Here is a 22757-nt window from a genome sequence, read left to right as displayed (position 1 = left end):
ATGGCTGAAGAGCAGAACTTCGACACCGTCGTCGACTTCCTCGTCGTCGGCAGCGGTGGCGGTGGCATGGTCGCCGGTATCACGGCCGCGAACCGCGGCATGTCGGCACTGATCATCGACAAGGGCAAGACCTACGGCGGTTCCACCGCCATCTCCGGCGGCGGCATCTGGATCCCGAACGCACCGGAACTGGTGCGCAAGGGCGCCGGCGACTCGCGTGAGTCGGTCCGCCGCTACCTCGACGTCGTCGTCGACGGCAAGGCGTCCGCCGAGCGCCTCGACGCGTACGTCGACAACGGCCCGCCGATGATGGAGCTGCTCGAGCGCAGCCCCCACATCGAGTTCTACTGGGTCAAGGGCTACTCCGACTACCACCCGGAGGAGGAGGGCGGACGTCCCCTCGGCCGCACCACCGAGTGCACGCCGTTCGACACCCGCAAGCTCGGCGAGGACGAGAAGTACCAGCGTCCCAACAGCCTCAAGGGACCGCTGGGTCTGTGGATCACGTCGAAGGACTACCGCGACCTCGCGATGGTCAAGCGCACGTGGCGCGGACGCCGGGCGTCGCTCGTCGCCGCGTGGCGTGTGTCGTCGAACGTCATCCGCCGCCGTCACATGGCGACCGGTGGTCGCGCGCTCGTCGCCCGCATGCGCATGGCGCTCAAGGATGCCGGCGTTCCGCTGTGGCTGAAGACGTCGATGACGGAACTGATCGTCGACGCGAAGGGTGCCGTCGTCGGCATCGTCGCGGAGAAGGACGGCAAGACCGTGCGCATCGGCGCCCGCAAGGGCGTCCTGCTCGCCACCGGCGGCTTCGACCACAACAACGAGATGCGTGCGCAGTACCTGCCGGAGAACGGTGTCGCGAACATCAGCGCCGGTGCGCGCGAGAACGTCGGTGACGGCATCCTCGCGGGCCAGAAGCTGGGTGCCGCCGTCGATCTGATGGACGACGCGTGGTGGATGCCGTCGGTCATGCATCCGATGGGTGCGGTGATCCCGCTGGTGTCCGAGCGGTCCATCCCGCCGGCCGTCATCGTCAACCAGGACGGCAAGCGGTTCACGAACGAGTCGTCGCCGTACGTGAACTTCGTGCACGACCAGCTCGACGGTGGGCACGTCCCGGCGTACTTCATCATGGACAGCAAGGCTCGTTCGCGGTACCCGTTCGCTCAGGTCCTGCCGGGAGCTCCGTTCCCGCAGGGCTTCTACGACAAGGGCATCGTGCACAAGGCGAACTCGCTGAGCGAGCTGGCCGAGAAGGTCGGCATCCCGCCGCAGAACCTGCTCGAGACCGTCGACCGGTTCAACGGCTACGCCCGCACCGGCAAGGACGAGGAGTTCGGCCGAGGCGACAGCGCGTACGACCAGTACTACGGCGACCCGACGATGAAGAACGCCGCGATGGACGAGATCGTCAAGGGCCCCTTCTACGCGATCCGCATCGAGGCGGGCGATCTGGGCACCAAGGGTGGTCTGGTCACCGACGCCGAGGCACGCGTGCTGCGTGAGGACGGGTCGGTCATCGACGGCCTGTACGCGACGGGCAACACGTCCGCCTCCGTGATGGGCAACGAGTACGCGGGTGCCGGCGCGACGATCGGCCCGTCGATGGTGTTCGGTTACGTGGCCGCGAACCATGTCGCCGACAGCGACACGAAGCGCATCGACGGACCCGGGACGAAGTAGTCCGAAAGTCCCCTCGAACCGCTCACTCAGCGGGACTGGGAAACCGGCTCTGACGTGCCGGAATTCCAGTCCCGCTGAGCGGGAGATGTTTTGTTCTCCCGGCCCGATTCCTGGGACCGTTCCATACACACGATCAGCGCAATCGAGTACGTTGATCCCCGATCCGCACCAGGAGGGGCGCCATGTTCGCAGGCTCCGTCCGGCACGTCGGTGCGGGTATCCGGGACACTGCGGCCGACTCGTTCGTCGGTGGTGTCCACCCCAGCTTCCTCGAGCATGCCGCGAGCATGCCAAGCGTCACGGCGCATCCGAACCGAGATTCTCGTCTAGGCCGGTCGCCCGAGCTTGTCGGAGGACAGGAGAGGCCAATTGCCCTTGAGTGCAGTCGGTCTGGCCGCTAAGAATTGATCCGCGTCGCCGTGGGATCGCAGAGAGAGAGCTGATAGCTATGGGTCAGGTTTTGGACAACATCATGCAGTTCGCGGACGAGATCCGCGAGGGTGGCATCGAGGGCGAGAAGCTGATGCGCCTCTCGGACGGCAACGCGAAGCGTGTGCGCGACGCCGGCGTCATCCGGATGCTGCAGCCGAAGGAGTTCGGCGGCCTCGAGGCACACCCGCGTGAATTCGCCGAGACGGCGATGAAGCTCGGCTCGGTCGACGGCTCGACCGGCTGGGTCTCCGGCATCGTCGGTGTGCACCCGTGGGAGATGGCCTTCTTCGATCCCAAGGCGCAGCACGAGGTCTGGGGCGAGGACGTCGACACCTGGATCGCGTCGCCGTACGCCCCCATGGGTGTCGCGGTGCCGGTCGACGGTGGCTACATCCTCAACGGCCGCTGGTCGTTCTCCACCGGCAACGACCACTGCGAGTGGGTCATGATCGGTGCGCTCGTCGGTGACCAGAAGGGTGTGCCGACCGGCAAGATCCTGCACGTGCTGGTTCCCAAGGCGGACTACACCGTCGACCACGAGAGCTGGAACGTCGTCGGCCTGCGCGGCACCGGCTCGAAGGACTTCACCGTCAAGGACGCCTTCATCCCCGAGTACCGCACGATCGACTCCGAGATCGTCCTGAGCGGCAACGGCGCCAAGCATGCGGGCCGCGACGAGACGCTGTACAAGTTCCCGTTCTCCTGCATCTTCCCGCTCGGCATCTCCTCGTCGCTGATCGGCATGTGCGAGGGCGGTCTCGCCCTGTACATCGCCGCGCAGAAGGAGCGCGTCGCGGTCACCGGCGTCCCGATCAAGGAGGACCCGTACGTCCTCTACGCCATCGGCCAGGCCGCCGACGAGATCAACGCTTCGCGCGTCGCGATCCTCGAGACCGTCGACCGCTTCTGGGACAAGACCGAGAAGGGCGAGGTCGTCACCTTCGAGGAGCGCGCCATCGGTCGCCGCACCCAGACCAACGCCGCGTGGCGTGCCGTGAGCGCGCTGGACGAGATCTTCGCCCGCGCCGGTGGCGGTGCCATGAAGGTCACGCTGCCGCTGCAGCGTTTCTGGCGTGACGCGCACGTCGGCCTCACGCACGCCATCCACGTGCCGGGCTCGATCAACCACTCGTCGGCGCTGACCCAGCTCGGTGGTGAGCCGCAGGGCGTCCACCGTTCGATGATCTAGTTCGAACCCAGCTGAATTCCTCACTCAGGGACGGATTGATATGACGGACATTCGGGGTCTCGGTTACCTCAGAATTCAGACCCAGGACATCGCTCGCTGGCGTGAACTCGTCGTCGACGGCCTCGGCATGGCGACCGGCTCGGGCCCCGACCCGGACGGCCTGTACCTGCGTCTCGACGAGCGGCGTGCGCGCCTGATCGTCCTGCCGGGCGACTCCGACAAGGCTCAGGCGGTGGGCTGGGAGGTGCGAGATCACTTCGCACTCCAGCGTGTCCGCGAGGCCGTGGAGAAGGCCGGCATCGCGGTCGAGGAGCTCTCCCTCGAGGAGGCCGACTACCGCGACGCCGAGAAGGTCATCGCGTTCGACGACCCGGCCGGCACGCGTGTCGAGGTCTTCTTCGGCCCGGTGCTCGACCACAGCCCGGTCGTGACGCCGCACGGTGGCCGCTGGGTCACCGGCGAGCAGGGCCTCGGGCACGTCGTGCTCCCGACGGCCAAGTTCGCGGAGTCGTACGCGTTCTACACCGAGGTGCTCGGCTTCCTGCCGCGCGGCGCCATCCGGCTGCAGGACGGCGTCTCGCGCGTCCGTTTCATGGGTGTCAACCAGCGTCACCACAGCCTCGCGCTGTGCCCGGCCCCTCCGACGGAGGAGCCCGGCCTGGTCCACCTGATGACGGAGGTCGACTCCCTCGACGCCGTCGGCCAGGCGCTGGACCGTGTCGCCAAGCTCGGCTTCACGATCTCCTCGACCCTGGGCCGCCACACGAACGACAAGATGATCTCGTTCTACGTGCGCGCTCCCGGCGGCTGGGACCTCGAGTTCGGCACCGAGGGCATGCTGGTCGACGAGACCTTCTACACCGCCGAGGAGATCACGGCGGACAGCTACTGGGGCCACGACTGGTCGGCCTCGGAGCCGCTGAAGGCGTTCATGCCGAAGGCCTGATCACCCTGTAGGTGGTGCTCGACGCGAAGGGGCCCCGCACGGATTCGTCCGTGCGGGGCCCCTTCGTCGTCCGCGCGTCAGGCCGGCAGATCGAGCGAGCGCGCGAGCGTCGGCCACGCCTTCGGCAGCCGGTCGCGCCAGTAGGACCACCCGTGGATGCCGACAGCCTCGTAGTCGAAGGTGGCGGGGATGTTCAGCTTGTCGAGCCGGGCGTCGAGGAGACGCGTGCAGCCGTTGGCCATGACCTCCATCGGGCCGCCGATGAACACCCGGTCGAACCAGTCGGAAGCCGCGGGATCCTCGTACTTGCCGGGCACCCCCGACGCCACCGAGACGTAGATGTCCATGCCGCGCAGCGCCTCGGCACCCAGGACGGTGTCGTGGGCGACCCACCCGGGTCCGCCGACCTCGCCCCACACGTTCGCGATGTCGCCGCCGCGCGAGGACACCGTGGACTGCACGCTGAGCCGGCCCAGGTCGTCCACCGTCGAGTAGCACCCGCTGAACACCGCGATGCCCTTGTACATCCCGGGATTGCGGTGCGCGAGCATCATCGCGCCCTGCGAGCCCATCGAGATGCCCAGCAGCGACTTGACGCCGTTGGTGTTCAGGCGGGCGTCGAGCAGCGCGGGTAGCTCCTGGGTGATGAAGGTTTCCCACTTGTGCAGCCCGACGCTCGGATCCGTCCGGTCCCAGTCGGTGTACATGCCGGACACGCCGCCGTTGATCATCACGACGTTGACGTTCTTGTCCGCGAAGAAGGCCGGCGCGCCGCCGATCGTGACCCACCCGCTGGTGTCCTCACGCGCGTCGACACCCTCGAGCGCGTAGATCGACGGGCGCGGCACCGAATTGTCCTTCGGAAGCAGCACTTCCACTCCCACCTCGCGGCGCAGCGCCGGTGAGGCGACGGTGAAGCGCACGAGTTGGTCGGTCTTCTGCTCCTCGCCGGTGATCGCCGCGGTCGTGATGTCGTCACGCAGCGGTGGTAGCGGTGGGTGCTCGTTCTGGAGAGGGCCCGGGATCACCGAACCGGCACTCACGCTGCCGTTGTCGGAGCTGGCTGCCGCGCTGCCGCTCGAGCCACCGGCGACGCTGCCGAGGCTGCCGGTACTGCCGGTGCTGCCGGGTGCGGCCACCGCCTCCCCGGCCAGCGGCAGTGCCACCAGCGCCGCGAGCGACGCGCCCAACAGGCCCCGCTGCAGTCGGTGGCGCGCCGCGCGCCTCGGATCTGAACCCCACATGGAGAAAATCCCCCCTACGTCTTCGAATCTGGCGATCAGTAAGGTACCCCGACCTGCGGACAGAGGTTCCCGAGTCCCGAGAATCGTCGACCGAGCGGACTAGACTGCGGCCGCATGGCGGACGTGCGGGTGGGCATCTCCGGGTGGGTGTACCCGGGGTGGCGCGGAGGGTTCTATCCGAAGGGTCTGGTGCACCGCGAAGAACTGCGGTACGCGGCCGAGCACCTGACGTCGATCGAGATCAACGGGTCGTTCTACGCGTTGCAGAAGCCGTCGAGCTACGCGAAGTGGCGCGACGAGACGCCCGACGGCTTCGTGTTCGCCGTCAAGGGCGGACGCTACGTCACCCACGTCCGCCGGCTGCGGGACGTCGAGGTGCCGCTCGCCAACTTCTTCGCCTCGGGCATCCTCGCGCTGCGCGACAAGCTCGGACCGATCCTGTGGCAGCTGCCGCCGAACCTGCAGTTCGACGCCGGGGTACTGGAGGAGTTCCTGTCCCTGTTGCCGCGCACGACGACGGCGGCGTGCACGCTCGCGGCCCGACGCGACGACAAGCTCTCCGACGACCGCGTCCTGGATACCACCGACGCGAACCGTCCGATCCGGCACGCCCTCGAAGTGCGGCACCCGAGTTTCGCCGTCCCGGAGGTGGTCTCGCTCGCCCGCGACCACAATGTGGCGCTGGTCCTGGCCGACACGGCCGGCCGGTACCCCAGGGTCGACGAGGACAGCGCGGATTTCGCATACGCCCGGCTGCACGGGGACGCCGAGCTGTATGCGAGCGGGTACACCGACGAGGCCCTCGATCGGTGGGCCGGGAAGGTGCGCGGCTGGACCGAATCGGGGCGCGATGCCTTCGTGTACTTCGACAACGACATGAAGGGCTACGCCCCGTTCGACGCGATGGGGTTGCTGAGCCGTCTGGGTTGATGCGGACTGCGGAAAGGCCGTCGTTCCGGGCGTCTCCCGATCTCCGCTCACCTCCGGGGCGCCACGGGTCGCTCCGCTCACACGTGACTGCGCACCTTCTCGACGGTCCGGGTGAACACGTCGTCGAACTCGGTGCGAAACTCCTTGCCGTGGTAAGCCAGCACCAGCACGGTGTAGTCGCCGACTGCGGCGTATCCCAGTAGCACCTCGTCGTCGGCCCACTTCGGATTGTCGGAGTGCGTGACCTCGGAGACGATCACAGCGTCCTCCGACGCGAGCGCAGGTGGCAGATCGAGTCGTTCGGTGCGGACCGTGCGGCCGAAGGAAGCCGGGTCGTCGTAGGCGACGGTGTACGTCGCGCACGATCCGGTGTGGGCATCGGCTATTCGCTGCACGTCCAGGTCGGTCTCGCTGACCAACAGGATGTACGCGCGGTCGTCTCCGAGAAGTGCGCCGGCCGCGGAACCGTTGTCGACCAACCCGATCCGAGCCCCGTCCGAGTACGCGTTCTCAGCCTCGCACGCAGGTGGATCGAACGTCGTCGTCGCCTCCGATCCGTCGCCGGTGCTGGGTGCGTCGAGTTTGAGGCTGAGGACCATCTGGTCCTCGCGGGGGAGTCGCTCGACCACGGCGCTGGGCGGAAGGTCCGCGGCGCCGGGCAGCAGGCTCACCCGGAGTTCTTCCCTGCTCACGGGCGGCGCCGCGTCCGTGGCCCCGCGGCCCACGACGCCGAACAGTCCGGCGATCCCCAGCGCCGCAACTCGATACCTCGACATGTTCCCTCCCCGTCGGGTGCCGCAGTCGCGACACCTGTGCAGACGGTATCGGGCAAAACGGTCGATCGTTACGTTGATCCTGAAGGATCTCCGTCGCTGAGCGAGAGAAATCCTTCAGGATCGGAGCCGACTGCGATTACGCGGTGTCGGTGCGCAGTCGGGTCAGACGCATCGACGCGATCCGCCAGTCGTCGCCGGCCTTCCGGTACTCCTCGACGTAGTGCCCGTAGCCGTGCAGGCTGCGCACCGGCGCGCCGTCCGGCCACCACAGCTTGTCCTCCATCGCCCACACCCCGGTCGCGGAAGTGGGGGAGGTGAGGGTGATCTCGGGCATGTGGCCGTGGTGGACGGTGGCGACGTTCTCGATGTTCGCCCGCAGGAACGGCATGTACTCGTCCACCGAATGCGTCACGCCCCCACCGGTCTCCGTCATGTCGATCGTGACGTCGGGGGTGAACACGGCCGCCAGTCCGTCCCAGTCCTTGGCGTCCATGAGCCGGAAGTAGCGGGCCTTGACCGCCTTGATCGCCTCGATGTTCGCCGCCGCTGTACGGGGATCGACCGGCGATGCGCCACCATTCCAGTGGCCGGGACCGGCACCGAGGACCTCGATGTCGCCCTGGGTGCCGCGCATGTGCTTGGTGCGGTGGCTCATTCGCCACACGCCGTCGGTGAGCCGCCACTGGTCGTGGTAGTCGCCGAGCGTCGAGAAGCTCAGGCCCTGTCGATCGCCCACACCGAGGTGCAGGTCGGACACGTACGTGCGGCTGGTCGCGGTGCCGGCCGCCAGGTCGACGTCGATCAGCATGTTGCCCAGCAGGTGCTGGGTGGGCCCGCAGTCGTCGAGGAACGAGCGGATCGCGGCCTCCACCTCGCCGGGGCCCTGCAGCGTTCCGGTGCCCAGTTCGGCGGTGGCGTCGGGCAGCATGATGTCGTGCAGCACCGGCCAGTCGCGGTCGTCCATCGCGCGCGCGAACCGTACGACTCCGCGGGCGATCTCGCGTTCGGCCAACAGGATCTCGAGACTCATCGGTGTTCCCTTCGGTGGCGGGGGCGAATACAACTGTGGCTGCGACCTTTCGGTCGCAGCCACAGCCTGTCGATCTGAAATTCTACGAGCGGTTCAGCAGTTTGCGCATCGCCTCGGCCGCACCCTTGACCATCTTGTCGCGGGGGAAGCCGCTGCGCTTCTCGGCAGCCGCGTAGTTGCCGCCGGCGACCCAGACCGGGCCGTCGGTGAGGTGCTCGAGACCCTCGCGGGCCGCGTCCTCGGGCTCCTGGACGATCATGCCCGGGATGTCGAAGTTCAGTCCGGCGCGGATCATCGCGGGCGTGCGGGTGACGCCCAGGATCAGCTCGACGACGTGGACGTTGTACGGCGCGAGCTCGAGCCACAGGCTCTCCGCGAACACCCGGCTGAACGCCTTGGCCGACGCGTAGATGCTCTGGTGCTCGGAGCCCATGTAGCCGGCGAGCGAGCCGAGCAGCATGATGCCGCCGCGGCCACGGTCCTTCATCTTCGCGCCGAAGTGGTGCGACAGCTCGAGCTGCTTGGTGATGTTGAGGTTGATGACGCCGTTGAACCCGTCGAGGTCACCCGTCACGAACTCGTGGCCGTAGCTGTTGGCGCCGGCGTTGAAGATGAGCAGGCCGACCTCGAGGTCGTCGGTCACCGTGCGGATCCGGTCCATCGCGTCGTCGGCGAGCAGGTCCAGCGACAGCGTGCGGACCTCGACGCCGTTCGCGCGGACCTTGTCCGCGGTCTCCTCGAGCGGGCCCGGCTTGCGGGCGATGAGCACGAGGTTGAGGCCGGCGCGACTGAGCTCGTCGGCGAAAGCCGCGCCGACGCCCTCGGAGCCACCCGCGATGACGACCCAGGGGCCGTACTGGTTCTTGTCGATCATGAAAGGTCTCTCTCGTCTGCAGCGCGACCTAGTGGTCGACGACCTGCGGGGTGGGGACGGGCTCCTCGTTGGTGATGGCGAGGCGCCCGTCGAGCGCGGCGACCTGGATCGTCGCGCTCAACGCCTCGCACCTCATCACCGGTGCGCCGGGGCGGCCTTCCCGGCCCACCCACTCGTGGATCTCGAGGCACTTCTCCTGCGCCGTCTCGTTCCACTGCACGGCGGTGTGTTCCCAGCTGTGCTTCTGGACCTGCACGCAGGCCCCACAGCGATCACACTCCAGCGGCTGCATTCTCACGCGCCTTCTTCTCGAGGTTGTCCTCGACCACCCGACGCCACGACGCGACGGCCTTGGTGGTGTCCATCTCGTGCTCGAAGCGGTCGGTCATGTCCGAGGTGACGTCGGCGCGGTCCACGTAGAACTGGTCGTACCAGCGGCGCAGCTGGTAGACCGGACCGTCCTCCTCGCACAGCAGCGGGTTCTCGATGCGGGTCTTGTTCTTCCAGATCGCGATGTCCTGCTCGAAGCCCTTGGCGATGAACTCGCCGAACTTCTGTGCCGTCGCCAGTGCGTTGTCACCGAGGACCGGCGACTTCTTGACGATCATGCCGTACATGAGCACGAACTTGTCGGGGCTGACCGGGTAGTGGCAGTTGATGAGGATCGACTCGACGTCGTAGCCCTCGTACTCGTACGCCAGGTCGTCGATCATGAAGGACGGGCCGAAGTACGACGCGTCGGAGCGGCTGCCGAGCATCTTCGGGACGCCGGTCGCGTGCGGACGCATGTCGGTGCGGGCCTCGCCGCGCATGAACTGGCTGGCGACCGGACCCTCGAAGACGTTCTTGAAGAACGTCGGGAACGAGTAGTGCACGTAGAAGAAGTGCGCCATGTCGACGATGTTGTCGACGATCTCGCGGCAGTTGGTGTCGACCTCGGTGGTGTACCAGACCCACTCGGTCCACTCGTCGCTGAGCGCACCCTCGATACGCGGGATGTACATGTCCTCGTCGGACGGCGCCTTGCCCTCGGGGTCGTGCCAGATGAAGAGCATGCCGTCCTGATCCAGCGTCGGCCAGGCGCGGGTCTTGGCGACCGGGGGAACACGGCGGGCGTAGGGGATGTCGGTACAGCGGCCCTTGCCGTTCCAACGCCAGTCATGGAACGGACACGCGACCGAGTCGCCCTTGATCTCGCCCTGGCTCAGGTCGCCACCCATGTGGCGGCAGTAGGCGTCGAGGACCTGGACGTCGCCCTTGCTGTCGGCGAACACGACCAGCTTGGTGCCGAAGGCGTGGACCGAGTGCGGCTTTCCGTCCTTGAAGGACTCCGACAGACCGAGGCAGTGCCAACCACGGGCGAAACGGGTGGGGGCGATACCGGCGACGATCTCGCGGACTTCGGTTTCATCGGACTGATTGAGCGTCACTTCGTCCGTCCTTTCAGGGAAAGCAGTTTTCGAGTTCGGACGCGCTTCGAATGTCGAGCGCCGGCCACGGATGCCGACCCTCCACGGTGGAGGATGCACCTGTGGCATTGACGGCCACGCTAGGTGACACCTATCACCCGGTTTTCGACAGTCCCACTGGGCGGGACCCGTCTCCGCGAACGGATCGCCCGGGGCTCGCGCGTGTGCCGACGGACCGCCCGGAGGACGGTCCGCGGCCGTCCCGCCCTACCATGCGGGTACCCCCCTGTCCCTACATGTGATCCCGGTCGGGGTCGTGGAGGAGCACCCACATGCCCAACGAGGTCCTGAGTTCGGTCCGCGAACTGTTACCCGCCATCGCCGAGCGCGCCCAGACCGTCGACGAATCGCGGCGCGTCTCCGATCAGACGATCCGGGACCTGACGGCGGCGGGCGTCTTCCGGATGCTGCAACCCGCGCGCTACGGCGGTCTCGAGACCAGCCCGGTCGACTTCTACGAGGTGGTTCGCGCCATCTCGGGCGTGTGTGGTTCCACCGGGTGGGTCACGTCGGTGCTGGGGGTGCACCCGTGGCATCTCGCGTTGTTCGACGTCAAGGTGCAGGACGAGGTGTGGGGGCAGGACACCTCGACACTCGTGTCGTCGGCGTATGCGCCGGTGGGGGAGCTCGTTCCGGTGGAGGGCGGCTACGAACTGTCGGGCAGCTGGCGGTTCTCGTCGGGCTGCGACCATGCGTCGTGGGCGCTGCTCGGCGGTCTCGTGGTCGGTGCCGAGGGGCGGCCCGTGGACTTCATGACCGTGCTGGTGCCGCGCACCGACTACCGGATCAAGGACGTGTGGGACGTCGTCGGCCTGCGCGGGACCGCGAGCAACGAGATCACCGTCGAGCGGGCGTTCGTCCCCGAGTACCGGACTATCCGCAACTACGAGGCGGCGCAGCTGCGCGGGCCCGGACACAAGGTGAACCCCGCGCCGCTGTTCAAGCTCCCGTTCGCGGCGATCTTCACCAGCACCGTCGCGGCGCCCGTCATCGGGACGGTCGCGGGGTGCTACGAGACCTACCTGTCGGCCATGCGGGACCGGGTCCGGCTCAGTCTCGGCGGCGGTCGGTTCGCAGAGGACCAGTCGGCGCAGATCGCGGTGGCGCGGGCGTCGTCGGAGATCGACGCGGCGATCCTGCAGATGGACCGCAACATCCGGGAACTGCTGGAGCTGGCCGAGGCCGGCCAGCCGCTGCCGATGAGCATGCGGCTGCGGGTACGACGCGATCAGGTGCGCGGCACGGAGCGGGCGCTCGAGGCGATCGACGTGCTCTTCAAGACCGCGGGTGGCAACTCGCTGACCCGCGGCAACCCGATCGAACGGGCGTGGCGCGACGCGCACGCCGGCAGCGTCCACGTCGCCAACGATGCCGCGCGGGCCCTCGCGATGTACGGGCGGGGAGCCTTCGGTCTGCCGGTCGAGGACAACCTGGTCTAGCGGCGGGCGGCCCGTGCTCTCCCACTTGCCGGGTCGGCATGGTTGTGTCCGCCCTCGATTTCGGGTTCGATGTGAACTCGATTGCGGGCGCCCATGCGGGCGCCACCATTCCCACTGACCGGAAGCGCTGCGCGCGGACGGCCTCAGCTGGAAGCATTCGGAGTGTGCTGCGCGCCCCGCGGCATACGATTCGAGGACGAAGAGGTAGGGGGTCGACGGTGCCGAGAGTGGCCGAGGCGCGGGACGCGGCCGAGCCGAGTTCGGCGGAGCAGCGCGCGCGGTTCACCCGCATGCTGGATGCCGCCGCCCAGTTGGGCGCCGAGAAGGATCTCGAGCGCGTCCAGATGCACGAGGTCGCCAAGCTCGCCGGCGTCGCCATCGGGACCCTCTACCGCTACTTCCCGTCCAAGACGCATCTGTTCGTCGCTGTGATGGTCGATCAGATCGACCAGATGAGCGAGGGGTTCGCCCGCCGCGCGCAACCGGCGCCGACGCCGCAGGACGAGATCTTCGAGACCCTGTTGCGGGCCACGCGGGCGTTGCTGCGCCGGCCCCTGCTGGCGAACGCGATGATCCAGTCGACGAGCACGGCGAAGGTCACCACGATCCCGGATGTGGCGCGCGTCGATCGGCAGTTCCGTGACGTGCTGTTCGAGGCCGCGGGGCTCGAGCAGGTCACCGAGAACGATTCGGTGCTGGTTCGTTTACTGGTATCGGCCTGGTTCGGGATCATCCAGTCGTGCCTCAACGGCCGGATCTCGGTCCCGGACGCGGAGGAGGATCTCCGCACGGCGTGCCGGCTGCTGCTGGCAGACCTGTCGAATGCTCAGTTGCCGCCGATCGAGACCGCTTAACTGAAATGAATTCTAAATCCGGCCCCGCGTTGCCTGCGGGGCCGGAATCGTCTGCGTAGGGACTCGCGCGAGCGAGGGGCGGTTCGACCCGATCTGGTTGTCGATAGGGAAACGGCTACCTGATTGACCCGTATGCGCCCGCGAGACCACGCTCGCCGAGTGAGCGGCCCGGTTCCGGCGCACCCATTGCTCTGACCGCGAAAGTAGAATACATTCCAAAAATGAACGAGTTGCAGTCCCGAGTCCGGGCCGACTCGCTGATTTCGCATGTACTCGTAGTACTTCAGAGGAGCACTCCATGACCAACGTCGTCATCGTCGAGGCCGCCCGCACCCCGATCGGCCGCCGCCGCGGCCAGCTCGCGGGCCTGCACCCGGCCACCCTGCTCGGTGCCGCCCAGCGCGGCGTGCTCGACCGCACCGGTGTCGCTCCCGAGGAGATCGGTCAGATCGTCGGCGGTGTCGTGACGCAGGCCGGCGAGCAGTCCAACAACGTCGCGCGCAACGCGTGGCTGCACGCGGGTCTGCCGTACACGACGGCCGCGACCACGATCGACTGCGCGTGCGGGTCGTCGCAGCAGGCCGTGCACATGGTGGCGGGTCTGATCGCGTCCGGCCAGATCGACGCGGGCATCGCGTGCGGTGTCGAGTCGATGAGCCGGGTGTTCCTCGGCCAGGCGCTCGCACCGGGCACCGGCATCCCGTACCCGGACGACTGGACGGTGGATCTGGGCGACCAGTTCACCTCGGCCGAGCGCATCGCAGCCAACCGCGGCATCAAGCGCGGTGACACCGACGCCTTCGGCCTCGAGTCGCAGCGTCGCGCCGCGCAGGCGTGGGCCGAGGGCCGCTTCGACCGCGAGATCGTGCCCGTCGAGGCTCCGGTCGTGACGAAGGAAGGCGAGTTCACCGGCGAGACCGCGACCGTGACCCGCGACGGCGGCCTGCGCGAGACCACCGCCGAGGGCCTGGCCGCGCTCAAGCCGGTCATGGACGGTGGCGTCCACACCGCCGGTTCCTCCTCGCAGATCAGCGACGGCGCAGCGGCGGTGATGCTGATGAGCGAAGACAAGGCGAAGGCACTGGGTCTGCGTCCGCGCGCCCGGATCGTCTCGTCCGGCATGGTCGGCTCCGACCCGTTCTACCATCTCGACGGGCCCATCGACTCCACCCGCCACGTGCTGGCCAAGGCCGGAATGTCGTTGGGCGACATCGACATCGTCGAGATCAACGAGGCATTCGCGGCCGTCGTGCTGTCGTGGGCGCAGGTCCTCGAGGCCGACATGAGCAAGGTCAACGTCAACGGCGGCGCCATCGCGCTCGGCCACCCGGTCGGTTCCACCGGCTCGCGCCTGATCACCACGGCGCTGCACGAGCTCGAGCGCTCGGACCGCTCCACCGCGCTGATCACGATGTGCGCGGGCGGTGCGCTGTCCACCGCCACCGTCATCGAGCGCATCTGATCCCGATTCCCCAGAGCTGCATCTACTTCCGAGGACTTTTCGATGACCATTGGTTTGAGTGACGAAGACCGCGAACTCCGCGATTCCGTGCGCGGCTGGGCGGCGCGCCATGCGACGCCGACCGTGATCCGTGAGGCCGTCGAGGCCAAGGCCGAGACGCGTCCCGCATACTGGGGCTCGCTCGCCGAGCTCGGCATGCTGGGCCTGCACCTGCCGGAGGAGGTCGGCGGCGCCGGCTACGGCCTCGTCGAACTCGCCATCGTCACCGAGGAACTCGGTCGCTCGATGGTTCCCGGACCCTTCCTGCCGACCGCGGTCGTCTCGGCGGTCCTGAACGAGGCGGGCCGCACGTCCGAGCTCGAGGGTCTGGCCGGCGGCACCCTGTTCGGCGCGGTCGCGCTGCAGCCGGGCGGGCTGAAGCTGGTGCGCGACGGCGGCAAGACGACGCTGTCGGGCACGTCGAGCTACATTCTCGGTGGCCAGGTGGGCGACGTGTTCCTGCTGGCCGCCTCCGAAGACGACGCCGACGCCGCCGACGGCAATCTCTCTTTCGTCGTGGTCGAGCGTGACCGCCTCGACGTCACCGAGTTGCCGAGCCACGACGTGGTTCGCCGCAACGCCGAGGTGACCGTCGACGGACTCGAGCTGGCCGACGGCGATGTGCTGTCGCTGGATTCGCGCCGCGTCATCGACATCGCCGCCACCCTGTTCGCCGCCGAGGCCGCGGGTCTCGCCGACTGGGCCACCACGACCGCCGCCGACTACGCACGGGTGCGCCAGCAGTTCGGCCGGGTCATCGGACAGTTCCAGGGCGTCAAGCACAAGGCCGCCCGCATGTTCAGCCTCACCGAGCAGGCCCGGGTCACCGCGTGGGACGCGGCCCGCGCCCTGGGCGAGGACGTCGACGCCGCGGAGGCATCGCTGGCGGCCGCGGTGGCCGGCGCGGTCGCGCTGGAGTCCGCGTTCCAGGTGACCAAGGACTGCATCCAGGTTCTCGGCGGCATCGGATTCACGTGGGAGCACGACGCCCACCTGTACATGCGCCGCGCACAGTCGCTGCGCATCCTCCTCGGATCGACGGCGTCGTGGAAGCGCCGCGTCGCGCAGCTGACCATCGACGGCACCCGCCGGGTCCTGAGCATCGACCTGCCGCCGGAGGCGGAGCAGATCCGCGCCGACGTCCGCGCCGAGCTCGAGCCCGCGAAGGCGCTCGACGGTGCCGAGCAGAAGGCGTACCTGGCCGAGAAGGGTTACACCTCACCGCATCTGCCCGCCCCGTGGGGCAAGGGTGCCGACGCGGTCACCCAGCTCGTCATCGCCGAGGAACTGCGCAGCACCAAGCTCGTTCCGCACGACATGATCATCGGCAACTGGGTCATCCCCACACTGATCGCGCACGGTAACGCCGAGCAGGTCGAGCGGTTCGTCCCGCAGTCGCTGCGCGGCGACATCGTGTGGTGCCAGCTGTTCTCCGAGCCCGGCGCCGGCTCCGACCTGGCCGGCCTGTCCACCAAGGCCACCAAGGTCGACGGCGGCTGGAAGCTCAACGGGCAGAAGGTGTGGACGTCGATGGCGCGCGAGGCGGACTGGGGCATCTGCCTGGCCCGCACCGACGCCGACGCCCCCAAGCACAAGGGCCTGTCGTACTTCCTGATCGACATCAAGAACAGCGGCCTCGACATCCGTCCGCTGCGCGAGATCACCGGTGAGGCGTTGTTCAACGAGGTGTTCCTCGACGATGTCTTCGTCCCGGACGAGTGCCTGGTCGCCGAGCCCGGCGACGGCTGGAAGCTGGCCCGTACGACCCTCGCCAACGAGCGCGTCTCGTTGTCGCACGACTCGTCGCTCGGTTCGGGCGGTGAGGCACTGCTGAACCTGGCCGCCGAGATCCCCGGTGGCCTCGATGCCGAACAGATGACCGTTCTGGGCAAGGTGCTGTGCGATGCGCAGTCCGGCGGCCTGATGGGTCTGCGCACGACGCTGCGCTCGCTCACCGGCGCACAGCCCGGCGCGGAGTCGTCGATCGCGAAACTGCTGGGCGTCGAACACATCCAGCAGGTGTGGGAGGTCGCGATGGAGTGGGCGGGCCCGTCGGCCCTGCTCGGCGAGCAGCATCGTCGCTCCGCCACACAAATGTTCCTGAACTCGCAGTGCATGTCGATCGCAGGTGGTACCACCAATGTGCAGCTCAACATCATCGGCGAGCGGATCCTGGGTCTGCCGCGCGATCCCGATCCCGGAAAGTGAGTTCCACACGCATGAGTAATCGCACGTTCGTCGTCGGCGTGGGTATGACCAAGTTCGAGAAGATCGAGTCTCGTGACTGGGAGTACCCGGACATGGTGTCGGAGGCCGTGGGTACGGCGCTCGCCGACGCCGGGATTTCGTACGAGCAGGTGCAGCGCGCGGCGGTCGGGTACGTCTTCCAGCCGTCGGCTGCCGGTCAGCGCGCACTGTACGAGACGGGCCTGACCGGTATCCCGATCGTCAATGTCAACAACAACTGCGCCACCGGTTCGTCGGCGCTGATGATGGCGCGCGAGTGGGTGCAGGGCGGCATCGTCGACGTCGCCCTGGCGGTGGGTTTCGAGAAGATGACCAAGAATGCGCTCACCGGTTCCGGTGAGATGCCGAAGGTCACCACGCTCGACGATCACCTGAAGGTGATGACGGCAAAGCACGAGTGGGGTCGTGGGCCGATGACGGCGCAGCTGTTCGGCAACGCCGCGGTCGAGCACATGGAGCGTTACGGCACCACCGTCGAGCAGATCGCGTCGGTGGCGGTGAAGAACCACAAGCATTCGGTGAACAACCCGTACGCGCAGTTTCGGGACGAGTACACGCTGGCGCAGGTGTTGGACGACAAGATGATCCATGCGCCGCTGACTCGGTCGCAGTGTTCGCCCACCTCGGACGGGGCGGGTGCCGCGGTGGTGGTGAGCGAGCGGTTCGTGCGTGAGCACGGGCTCGAGGACCAGGCGGTCGAGATCGTCGCGCAGGCGCTCACCACCGACACTGCGGAGGCGTTCGCGGACAGGTCGATGATCGACGTCGTCGGTGCGCCGATGACGAAGGCGGCGGCGGCGCAGGTGTTCGCCGAGTCGGGTCTGACGGTCGACGATGTCGACGTGATCGAGCTGCACGACTGTTTCGCGATCAACGAGATCATCACGTACGAGGGCCTGGGTCTGTGTGGGCCGGGTGAGGGTGGCAAGCTGGTCGAGTCCGGCGCCACCACGTACGGCGGTAAGTGGGTCGTCAATCCGTCCGGTGGCCTGATCTCGAAGGGACATCCGCTGGGCGCGACGGGTCTGGCGCAGTGTGCCGAGTTGACGTGGCAGTTGCGTGGTCGGGCCGACGCCCGTCAGGTCGACGGTGCCCGTGTGGGTCTGCAGCACAACCTCGGCCTCGGTGGTGCGTGCGTCGTCACGCTGTACCGGGCCGGGACCATCTCCAAGGAGTCGTAACACCATGCCTATCGACGTGAAGGCTGCACTGTCAGCCGAACCGACTGTGCGCGAGGCCAACTGGACCGAGCGTGACGTCCTGCTGTACCACCTGGGGCTCGGTGCGGGCGTGAACTCGCTCGACCCCGCCGAACTCAGCTGGGTGTACGAGAAGGGCCTGCGGGTCCTGCCGACGTTCGCGATGGTCGCGGGCCAGGGCGTCTCGGCCGGGACGCTGAAGCCGGCCGGGATGAACATGCCCGGCATCGACATCGACCTGCGCAAGATCCTGCACGGCGGCCAGGCGCTGACGCTGCACGCACCGATCCCGACCGCGGGTTCCGCGCGGATCTCCTCGCGCGTCGCCGACGTGTGGGACAAAGGCAAGGCCGCGGTCATCGTGCTCGAGCAGTCCGCGACCGACCTCGACGGTAATCCGTTGTGGACCACGGGTATGCAGATCTGGGCTCGTGGTGAGGGCGGCTTCGGCGGCGACGCCGGCCCCGAGGTCACCAACGCGGTGCCCGAGCGGGACGCGGACAAGGTGCTGGTCTCACCGACCAGCACGCAGCAGGCGCTCGTCTACCGGCTCAGCGCGGACATGAACCCGCTGCACGCCGATCCGGCGTTCGCGCAGATGGCCGGCTTCGACCGTCCGATCCTGCACGGACTCGCGTCGTACGGCGTCGTCTGCAAGGCCGTCGTCGACGGCCTGCTCGGGGGCGACCCCGCTCGCGTGCAGAGCTACTCGGTGCGCTTCGCGGGCTCGATCTACCCGGGCGAGACCATCGAGACGTCGGTGTGGCAGGACGGTAATACGCTCACGCTGCTCGCGACCTGCCCCGAGCGCGACGGCCAGCCGGTGCTGACCCACGCCACCATGGAGGTTCGCTCGTGAAGGTCGGTGACCACCCGACAGCGCAGACCCATCCGCACGGCACCGTGCTGACGTCGGCGCCGCAGGACGCGCCGGTCGACCGCGCCACCGCGGCCGCCCGGCGGGTGATCGACGCGATGCTGCGCACCGATCGCGGCAACGCGAACCTGGACCGCGTCGCGGAGGAACTGAACAGCATCGCCGACCATCTCGAGGAACACGCCCCCGAGGTGGCCGAGCGGATGATCGACATGTGGAGCGGCGAGGGCGTCACCCGGCACGACCCGATCACGGGTCCGGAGAACGCGATCGCGCCGCCGCTGGTCCTGAAGGGACTCGACGACGGCTCGGTGCAGGGCGTCGTGACGCTGACCCTGCCGTACCAGGGTCCGCCCGGGTGCGTGCACGGCGGCGTGTCGTCGCTGATCCTCGACCACGTGCTCGGTGTCGCGAACGCGTGGGGCGGCAAGGCCGGCATGACCGCGCAGCTCAACGTGCGGTACCACAAGCCGACTCCGCTGTTCGAGCAGTTGACCGTCACCGGCAAGCAGATCTCGGTGGACGGCCGCAAGATTCACACCGTCGGCGACATCAAGAACGCCGCCGGTGAGGTGTGCGTGTCGGTGGAGGGACTGTTCATCGACGCATCGGTGCCGCGCCCGCGGTAACCGTCTGCTTCGAGCTGAAGGGTCCCTTCGTGCGCTGTCCGCGCGTGAAGGGACCCTTCAGCTCTTCCGGGGATTTCGAGGGAGAGGGGATCGACTGTGGGAAAGCTCGACGAGAGGGTTGCGATCGTCACCGGCGCCGGCATGGGCATCGGCCGAGGGATCGCGGGAGCGTTCGCACGTGAGGGTGCGAACGTACTGGTGGCCGAGATCGACGAGGCCGCCGGTGAATCGACCGCGCAGTGGCTGCGCGACGAGTGGGGGGTCGAGGCCCGGTTCCTGCGGACCGACATCACCGACAAGGATCAGGTCCACGCAATGGTCGACGGTGCGGTGGCGCAGTTCGGCCGCCTCGACATCCTCGTCAACAACGCGTGGCGCAGTTCGGGATTCGCGCGATTCGAGAACATGACCGACGAGCAGTTGCGCGGCGGCTTCGACATGGCGGTCATGGCCGCGTTCTGGGCGATGCAGCGGGCCCTGCCCGAACTCGAGAAGCGCGGCACCGGCCGGGTGATCAACCTGTGCTCGCTCAACGGCGTCAACGCGCACATGTACTCGGTGCACTACAACGCCGCCAAGGAGGCGCTGCGCACGCTCACCCGCACCGCCGCTCGCGAATGGGCGCCGAAACAGGTGTGCTGCAACGTGATCTGCCCGGGTGCCCAGAGCGAGGCGTACCGGCGCGTCAAGGAGGCCAACCCGCAGATGGCCGCGTCGATGGGTGAGGCCAACCCGATGGGCCGGATCGGCGACCCGCTCGACGACATCGGACCGGTCGCGGCGTTCCTGGCGAGCGACGATTCCCGCTACGTCACCGGCAACACGCTGTTCGTCGACGGCGGCGGGCACATCAACGGCGTGCAGTGGGCGCCGCAGGTGGACTGACGACCGGTCAGGCGCTGGGAGAGTCGACGACGCTGCCGTAGGAACTGCCGAAGCTGCCGGTGTTCGAGCTGCCCAAGCTGCCGGAGCTGCCGGTGGCCGAGCTGCCCAGGCTGCCGGTGTCGAGGCTGCCGAACCCGAGCTGACCGAGCAGCGGCGTCAGGAGCGAGGGAAGGCTGAAGGTGATGCTGCCGGCCGAGCTGCTCGGCTCGGGTGGCTCGGGCAGCGCGGCGGCGGTGCCCGGCGCGAATGCCATCACCGCTGCTGTTCCTGCCGCCACCAGCACGGCCCCGAGTGCTGCCCGCACCCGACGACCCGTCGTATCAGTCACCATGTTCGGTTCCCTTTCCTCAGTTCGGGACGAATGAAACACGACGACGGTGCCGGTCGGGGCGGGATCGGACGGATTCACCCCGGCATTCACGTCGAGCCGTCCGGTGGGTCTCGCGCGGACGGTGCCCAGCCGAAAGCGCCGATCTTCCGTAGGGTCGGCACCGATGACGTACGAATTGACTGCAATCGAACTGTCCGACAGTGCGCGAACGTGGTTGATCGAGCGGCCCATCGAGATCACGGTCTACATCGTGATCGCGCTCGTCCTGCGCTTCGTGCTCAACCGCCTGATCGATCGGGCCACCCGGGACAAACCGGGTGGCGAGCCGAGCCTGCTGCGACCGCTCAAGGAGCGGCTCCCGGCCGGTACCCGCGGCGCCGTCGCCGCTGCCCGGCGGGCGCAACGGGCCCGCACCATCGGGTCCGTACTCAAGTCCGGCGTCTCGATCGTGACCCTCACGTGGTGTGTGCTGCAGATCCTCACGGTCTTCAGCGTCAACGTCGCGCCGCTCGTCGCGTCCGCCGGAGTGGTCGGCGTCGCGCTCGGCTTCGGCGCGCAGAACCTGGTGCGGGACTTCCTCACCGGCATGTTCATGCTGCTCGAGGACCAGTACGGGGTGGGCGACATCATCGACGTCGGCGAGGCCGTCGGGACCGTGGAGACGGTGGGCCTGCGGGTCACCACGATCCGCGATCTGAACGGCACCCTCTGGTACTGCCGCAACGGTGAGATCGCTCGCGTCGGCAACATGAGCCAGGGGCATGCCGTCGCGGTGATCGACCTGCCCATCGCGCACAGCGCCGCCGTCCCGCGCGCAACGGAGGTCGCGCTCACCGCGGCGATCGAGGCTACCGAGGACGAGGCGATCGCCGACGCGGTGCTCGAACGGCCACAGATGCTCGGCGTCAACGGCGTCACCGCGGAGTCGGTGATGCTGCGGCTGACGGTGCGCGTCAAGCCAGGGCAGCAGTGGGCGGTGCAGCGGTACATCACCCAGGCCGTGCTCGCCGCGTTCGACGAGCACGACATCGCTGCCCCGCTCGCGGCGCTGGCGGCGATGCGGGGAAGCAGCGCGAACTGACGCTGTCCGAAAGATCCAATCGGCGGTTCCCGCGGAGCGTCTAGCGTGGCGTGCATGACTCCTCAGCTGAACGCGATCGGCCTGGTGACGACGGATCTCGCGGCGTCCCTCCGCTTCTACCGACTCCTCGGCCTCGACATCCCCGCCGACGTCGAGTCCCGGCCCCACGTCGAGGTGGTGGCCGGCGGGGTGCGGTTGATGTGGGACACCGTCGAGGTCGTGGAGTCCTTCGGCGGCCCGTACACCCCGCCCACCGGTGATGCCCGGGTCTCGCTCGCGTTCGAGTGCGACGGGCCGGCGGACGTGGACGCGGTGTGGGCGCGCCTGGCCGAGGCCGGGCACGGTGAGATCGAGCCGTTCGACGCTCCGTGGGGGCAGCGCTACGCGACGGTCACCGACCCGGACGGCAACGGCGTCGACCTGTTCGCGGCGCTGGCGTCCTGACGCAGTTCGCCGAACGGGCGTCCCGTGATGCGGCGGGACTCGCGGATGAGGTGGGCCTGGTCGACGTATCCGCAGTCGGCCGCCACCACCGCCGACGGGACGCCCTGCGCGGCCAAGGTCTGCGCGCGCTGCAGACGCAGGATTCCCGCCAGGGTCTTGGGGCCGTAGCCGAAGTGCCGGCTGCCGAGCCGGTGCAGCGCACGGGCCGACAGTCCGGTGGCGGCGGCGACATCCGCGACGGAGACGCCGCGGGCGAGCATGCGGGCCACCGCCGTCACCGCCGGGTCCGGCGCTCCGGCGTCGCGCAGACGTGCCACCGCGAACGACTCGAAAGCCGCTCCCGCGTCGGCGGGATCCAACCCGGTGAGAACCGCAGCGGCCCGCTGCCCGACGACGTCGTCGAGCGGTACCCGGTCGTTGCGTAGGTGCGCGGCCGGAACACCCAGCAGATGGGGGAGCAGGCCGGACGGAAAACGTACCCCCACGCCGGGATCAGGGGACGCGGCGACGGTGAACGGTTCGGTGTCCGGCCCCGCGACGAGCACGGTGCCGTCCCGCCACACGAGGTCCATGCAGCCGTCGGGCAGCACCGTCCCGCCCGCGGACCGAACGGTGTGCCACACGACCGCACCCGGGATCTCGCGCGACGGTCGCTCGCTGTACACGGCCCCAGTACAGCACGCGGGGCCGA

General features: G+C 68.4%; 22 protein-coding genes. 14 read left to right on the top strand and 8 right to left on the bottom strand.

Annotated features, from left to right (window positions below):
* The 3 genes from ABEU20_RS05795 (at window position 1) to bphC (ending at window position 4256) form a co-directional block, all read left to right on the top strand.
* Complete coding sequence (locus ABEU20_RS05795; protein WP_420163450.1) at window positions 1–1689, top strand: FAD-binding protein; 1689 nt, start codon at window positions 1–3, stop codon at window positions 1687–1689.
* 448 nt (window positions 1690–2137) lie between these two features.
* Window positions 2138–3310 (top strand): acyl-CoA dehydrogenase family protein, encoded by a 1173-nt coding sequence (locus ABEU20_RS05790; RefSeq protein ID WP_420163449.1) that lies wholly within the window; start codon window positions 2138–2140, stop codon window positions 3308–3310.
* Between the two features lie 40 nt (window positions 3311–3350).
* On the top strand, window positions 3351–4256 hold the full coding sequence (gene bphC / locus ABEU20_RS05785; RefSeq protein WP_420163448.1) for a biphenyl-2,3-diol 1,2-dioxygenase: 906 nt from the start codon (window positions 3351–3353) through the stop codon (window positions 4254–4256).
* 77 nt (window positions 4257–4333) lie between these two features.
* Here bphC and ABEU20_RS05780 read toward each other — a convergent pair whose 3' ends face one another.
* Window positions 4334–5500 (bottom strand): alpha/beta hydrolase, encoded by a 1167-nt coding sequence (locus tag ABEU20_RS05780; RefSeq protein ID WP_420163447.1) that lies wholly within the window; start codon window positions 5498–5500, stop codon window positions 4334–4336.
* A 114-nt stretch (window positions 5501–5614) separates the two neighbouring features.
* On the opposite strand from ABEU20_RS05780, the gene ABEU20_RS05775 reads away from it, so the two are divergent.
* A complete protein-coding gene (locus ABEU20_RS05775; RefSeq protein ID WP_420163446.1) occupies window positions 5615–6430 on the top strand; it encodes a DUF72 domain-containing protein in 816 nt (271 codons plus the stop codon).
* A 77-nt stretch (window positions 6431–6507) separates the two neighbouring features.
* On the opposite strand, the gene ABEU20_RS05770 is transcribed toward ABEU20_RS05775, so the two are convergent.
* The 5 genes from ABEU20_RS05770 to ABEU20_RS05750 form a co-directional block, all read right to left on the bottom strand.
* On the bottom strand, window positions 6508–7206 hold the full coding sequence (locus ABEU20_RS05770; protein ID WP_420163445.1) for a hypothetical protein: 699 nt from the start codon (window positions 7204–7206) through the stop codon (window positions 6508–6510).
* Window positions 7207–7342: 136 nt separating this feature from the next.
* Window positions 7343–8236 (bottom strand): nuclear transport factor 2 family protein, encoded by an 894-nt coding sequence (locus ABEU20_RS05765; RefSeq protein ID WP_420163444.1) that lies wholly within the window; start codon window positions 8234–8236, stop codon window positions 7343–7345.
* Window positions 8237–8318: 82 nt separating this feature from the next.
* Window positions 8319–9110, bottom strand: coding sequence for an SDR family NAD(P)-dependent oxidoreductase (locus ABEU20_RS05760; protein ID WP_420163443.1), 792 nt, complete (start codon window positions 9108–9110; stop codon window positions 8319–8321).
* A gap of 28 nt (window positions 9111–9138) precedes the next feature.
* The gene (locus ABEU20_RS05755; RefSeq protein ID WP_420163442.1) at window positions 9139–9366 is read right to left on the bottom strand and encodes a hypothetical protein; all 228 of its coding nucleotides are present in this window, start codon (window positions 9364–9366) and stop codon (window positions 9139–9141) included.
* Window positions 9367–9382: 16 nt separating this feature from the next.
* On the bottom strand, window positions 9383–10540 hold the full coding sequence (locus tag ABEU20_RS05750; RefSeq protein ID WP_420163441.1) for a Rieske 2Fe-2S domain-containing protein: 1158 nt from the start codon (window positions 10538–10540) through the stop codon (window positions 9383–9385).
* A 311-nt stretch (window positions 10541–10851) separates the two neighbouring features.
* Between ABEU20_RS05750 and hsaA the strand changes: the two genes are divergently transcribed.
* The 8 genes from hsaA to ABEU20_RS05710 all read left to right on the top strand — a co-directional run bounded on the left by hsaA (window position 10852) and on the right by ABEU20_RS05710 (window position 20210).
* Complete coding sequence (gene hsaA / locus ABEU20_RS05745; RefSeq protein WP_420163440.1) at window positions 10852–12018, top strand: 3-hydroxy-9,10-secoandrosta-1,3,5(10)-triene-9,17-dione monooxygenase oxygenase subunit; 1167 nt, start codon at window positions 10852–10854, stop codon at window positions 12016–12018.
* A 218-nt stretch (window positions 12019–12236) separates the two neighbouring features.
* Window positions 12237–12872: a TetR family transcriptional regulator gene (locus tag ABEU20_RS05740; protein ID WP_420163439.1), complete on the top strand. Its 636-nt coding sequence runs from the start codon at window positions 12237–12239 to the stop codon at window positions 12870–12872.
* Window positions 12873–13170: 298 nt separating this feature from the next.
* Window positions 13171–14334 carry a steroid 3-ketoacyl-CoA thiolase gene (locus tag ABEU20_RS05735; RefSeq protein ID WP_420163438.1) on the top strand — a complete coding sequence of 388 codons (1164 nt, stop codon included), beginning with the start codon at window positions 13171–13173 and terminating at the stop codon, window positions 14332–14334.
* Window positions 14335–14376: 42 nt separating this feature from the next.
* Window positions 14377–16581, top strand: a complete 2205-nt coding sequence (locus tag ABEU20_RS05730) for an acyl-CoA dehydrogenase (protein ID WP_420163437.1) — start codon at window positions 14377–14379, stop codon at window positions 16579–16581.
* 11 nt (window positions 16582–16592) lie between these two features.
* Complete coding sequence (locus ABEU20_RS05725) at window positions 16593–17801, top strand: lipid-transfer protein (RefSeq protein ID WP_420163436.1); 1209 nt, start codon at window positions 16593–16595, stop codon at window positions 17799–17801.
* 4 nt (window positions 17802–17805) lie between these two features.
* Entirely contained in the window at window positions 17806–18678 is an 873-nt protein-coding gene (locus ABEU20_RS05720) for a MaoC/PaaZ C-terminal domain-containing protein (protein ID WP_420163435.1), read from the top strand.
* A complete protein-coding gene (locus ABEU20_RS05715; RefSeq protein WP_420163434.1) occupies window positions 18675–19325 on the top strand; it encodes a PaaI family thioesterase in 651 nt (216 codons plus the stop codon). Before ABEU20_RS05720 ends, ABEU20_RS05715 begins: the two co-directional genes overlap by 4 nt.
* 96 nt (window positions 19326–19421) lie before the next feature.
* A complete protein-coding gene (locus ABEU20_RS05710; protein ID WP_420163433.1) occupies window positions 19422–20210 on the top strand; it encodes an SDR family NAD(P)-dependent oxidoreductase in 789 nt (262 codons plus the stop codon).
* A 7-nt stretch (window positions 20211–20217) separates the two neighbouring features.
* On the opposite strand, the gene ABEU20_RS05705 is transcribed toward ABEU20_RS05710, so the two are convergent.
* A complete protein-coding gene (locus tag ABEU20_RS05705; protein ID WP_420163432.1) occupies window positions 20218–20541 on the bottom strand; it encodes a hypothetical protein in 324 nt (107 codons plus the stop codon).
* 163 nt (window positions 20542–20704) lie between these two features.
* On the opposite strand from ABEU20_RS05705, the gene ABEU20_RS05700 reads away from it, so the two are divergent.
* On the top strand, window positions 20705–21622 hold the full coding sequence (locus tag ABEU20_RS05700) for a mechanosensitive ion channel family protein (protein WP_420163431.1): 918 nt from the start codon (window positions 20705–20707) through the stop codon (window positions 21620–21622).
* Between the two features lie 54 nt (window positions 21623–21676).
* A complete protein-coding gene (locus ABEU20_RS05695; protein WP_420163430.1) occupies window positions 21677–22066 on the top strand; it encodes a VOC family protein in 390 nt (129 codons plus the stop codon).
* Here ABEU20_RS05695 and ABEU20_RS05690 read toward each other — a convergent pair.
* Complete coding sequence (locus tag ABEU20_RS05690; RefSeq protein WP_420163429.1) at window positions 22003–22731, bottom strand: helix-turn-helix domain-containing protein; 729 nt, start codon at window positions 22729–22731, stop codon at window positions 22003–22005. The genes ABEU20_RS05695 and ABEU20_RS05690 overlap by 64 nt on opposite strands.
* Window positions 22732–22757 lie beyond the last annotated feature (26 nt).

Source organism: Rhodococcus parequi, from assembly GCF_046042785.1.
Taxonomy (GTDB): domain Bacteria; phylum Actinomycetota; class Actinomycetes; order Mycobacteriales; family Mycobacteriaceae; genus Prescottella; species Prescottella parequi.
This window is presented reverse-complemented; position numbering and strand designations above follow the sequence as displayed.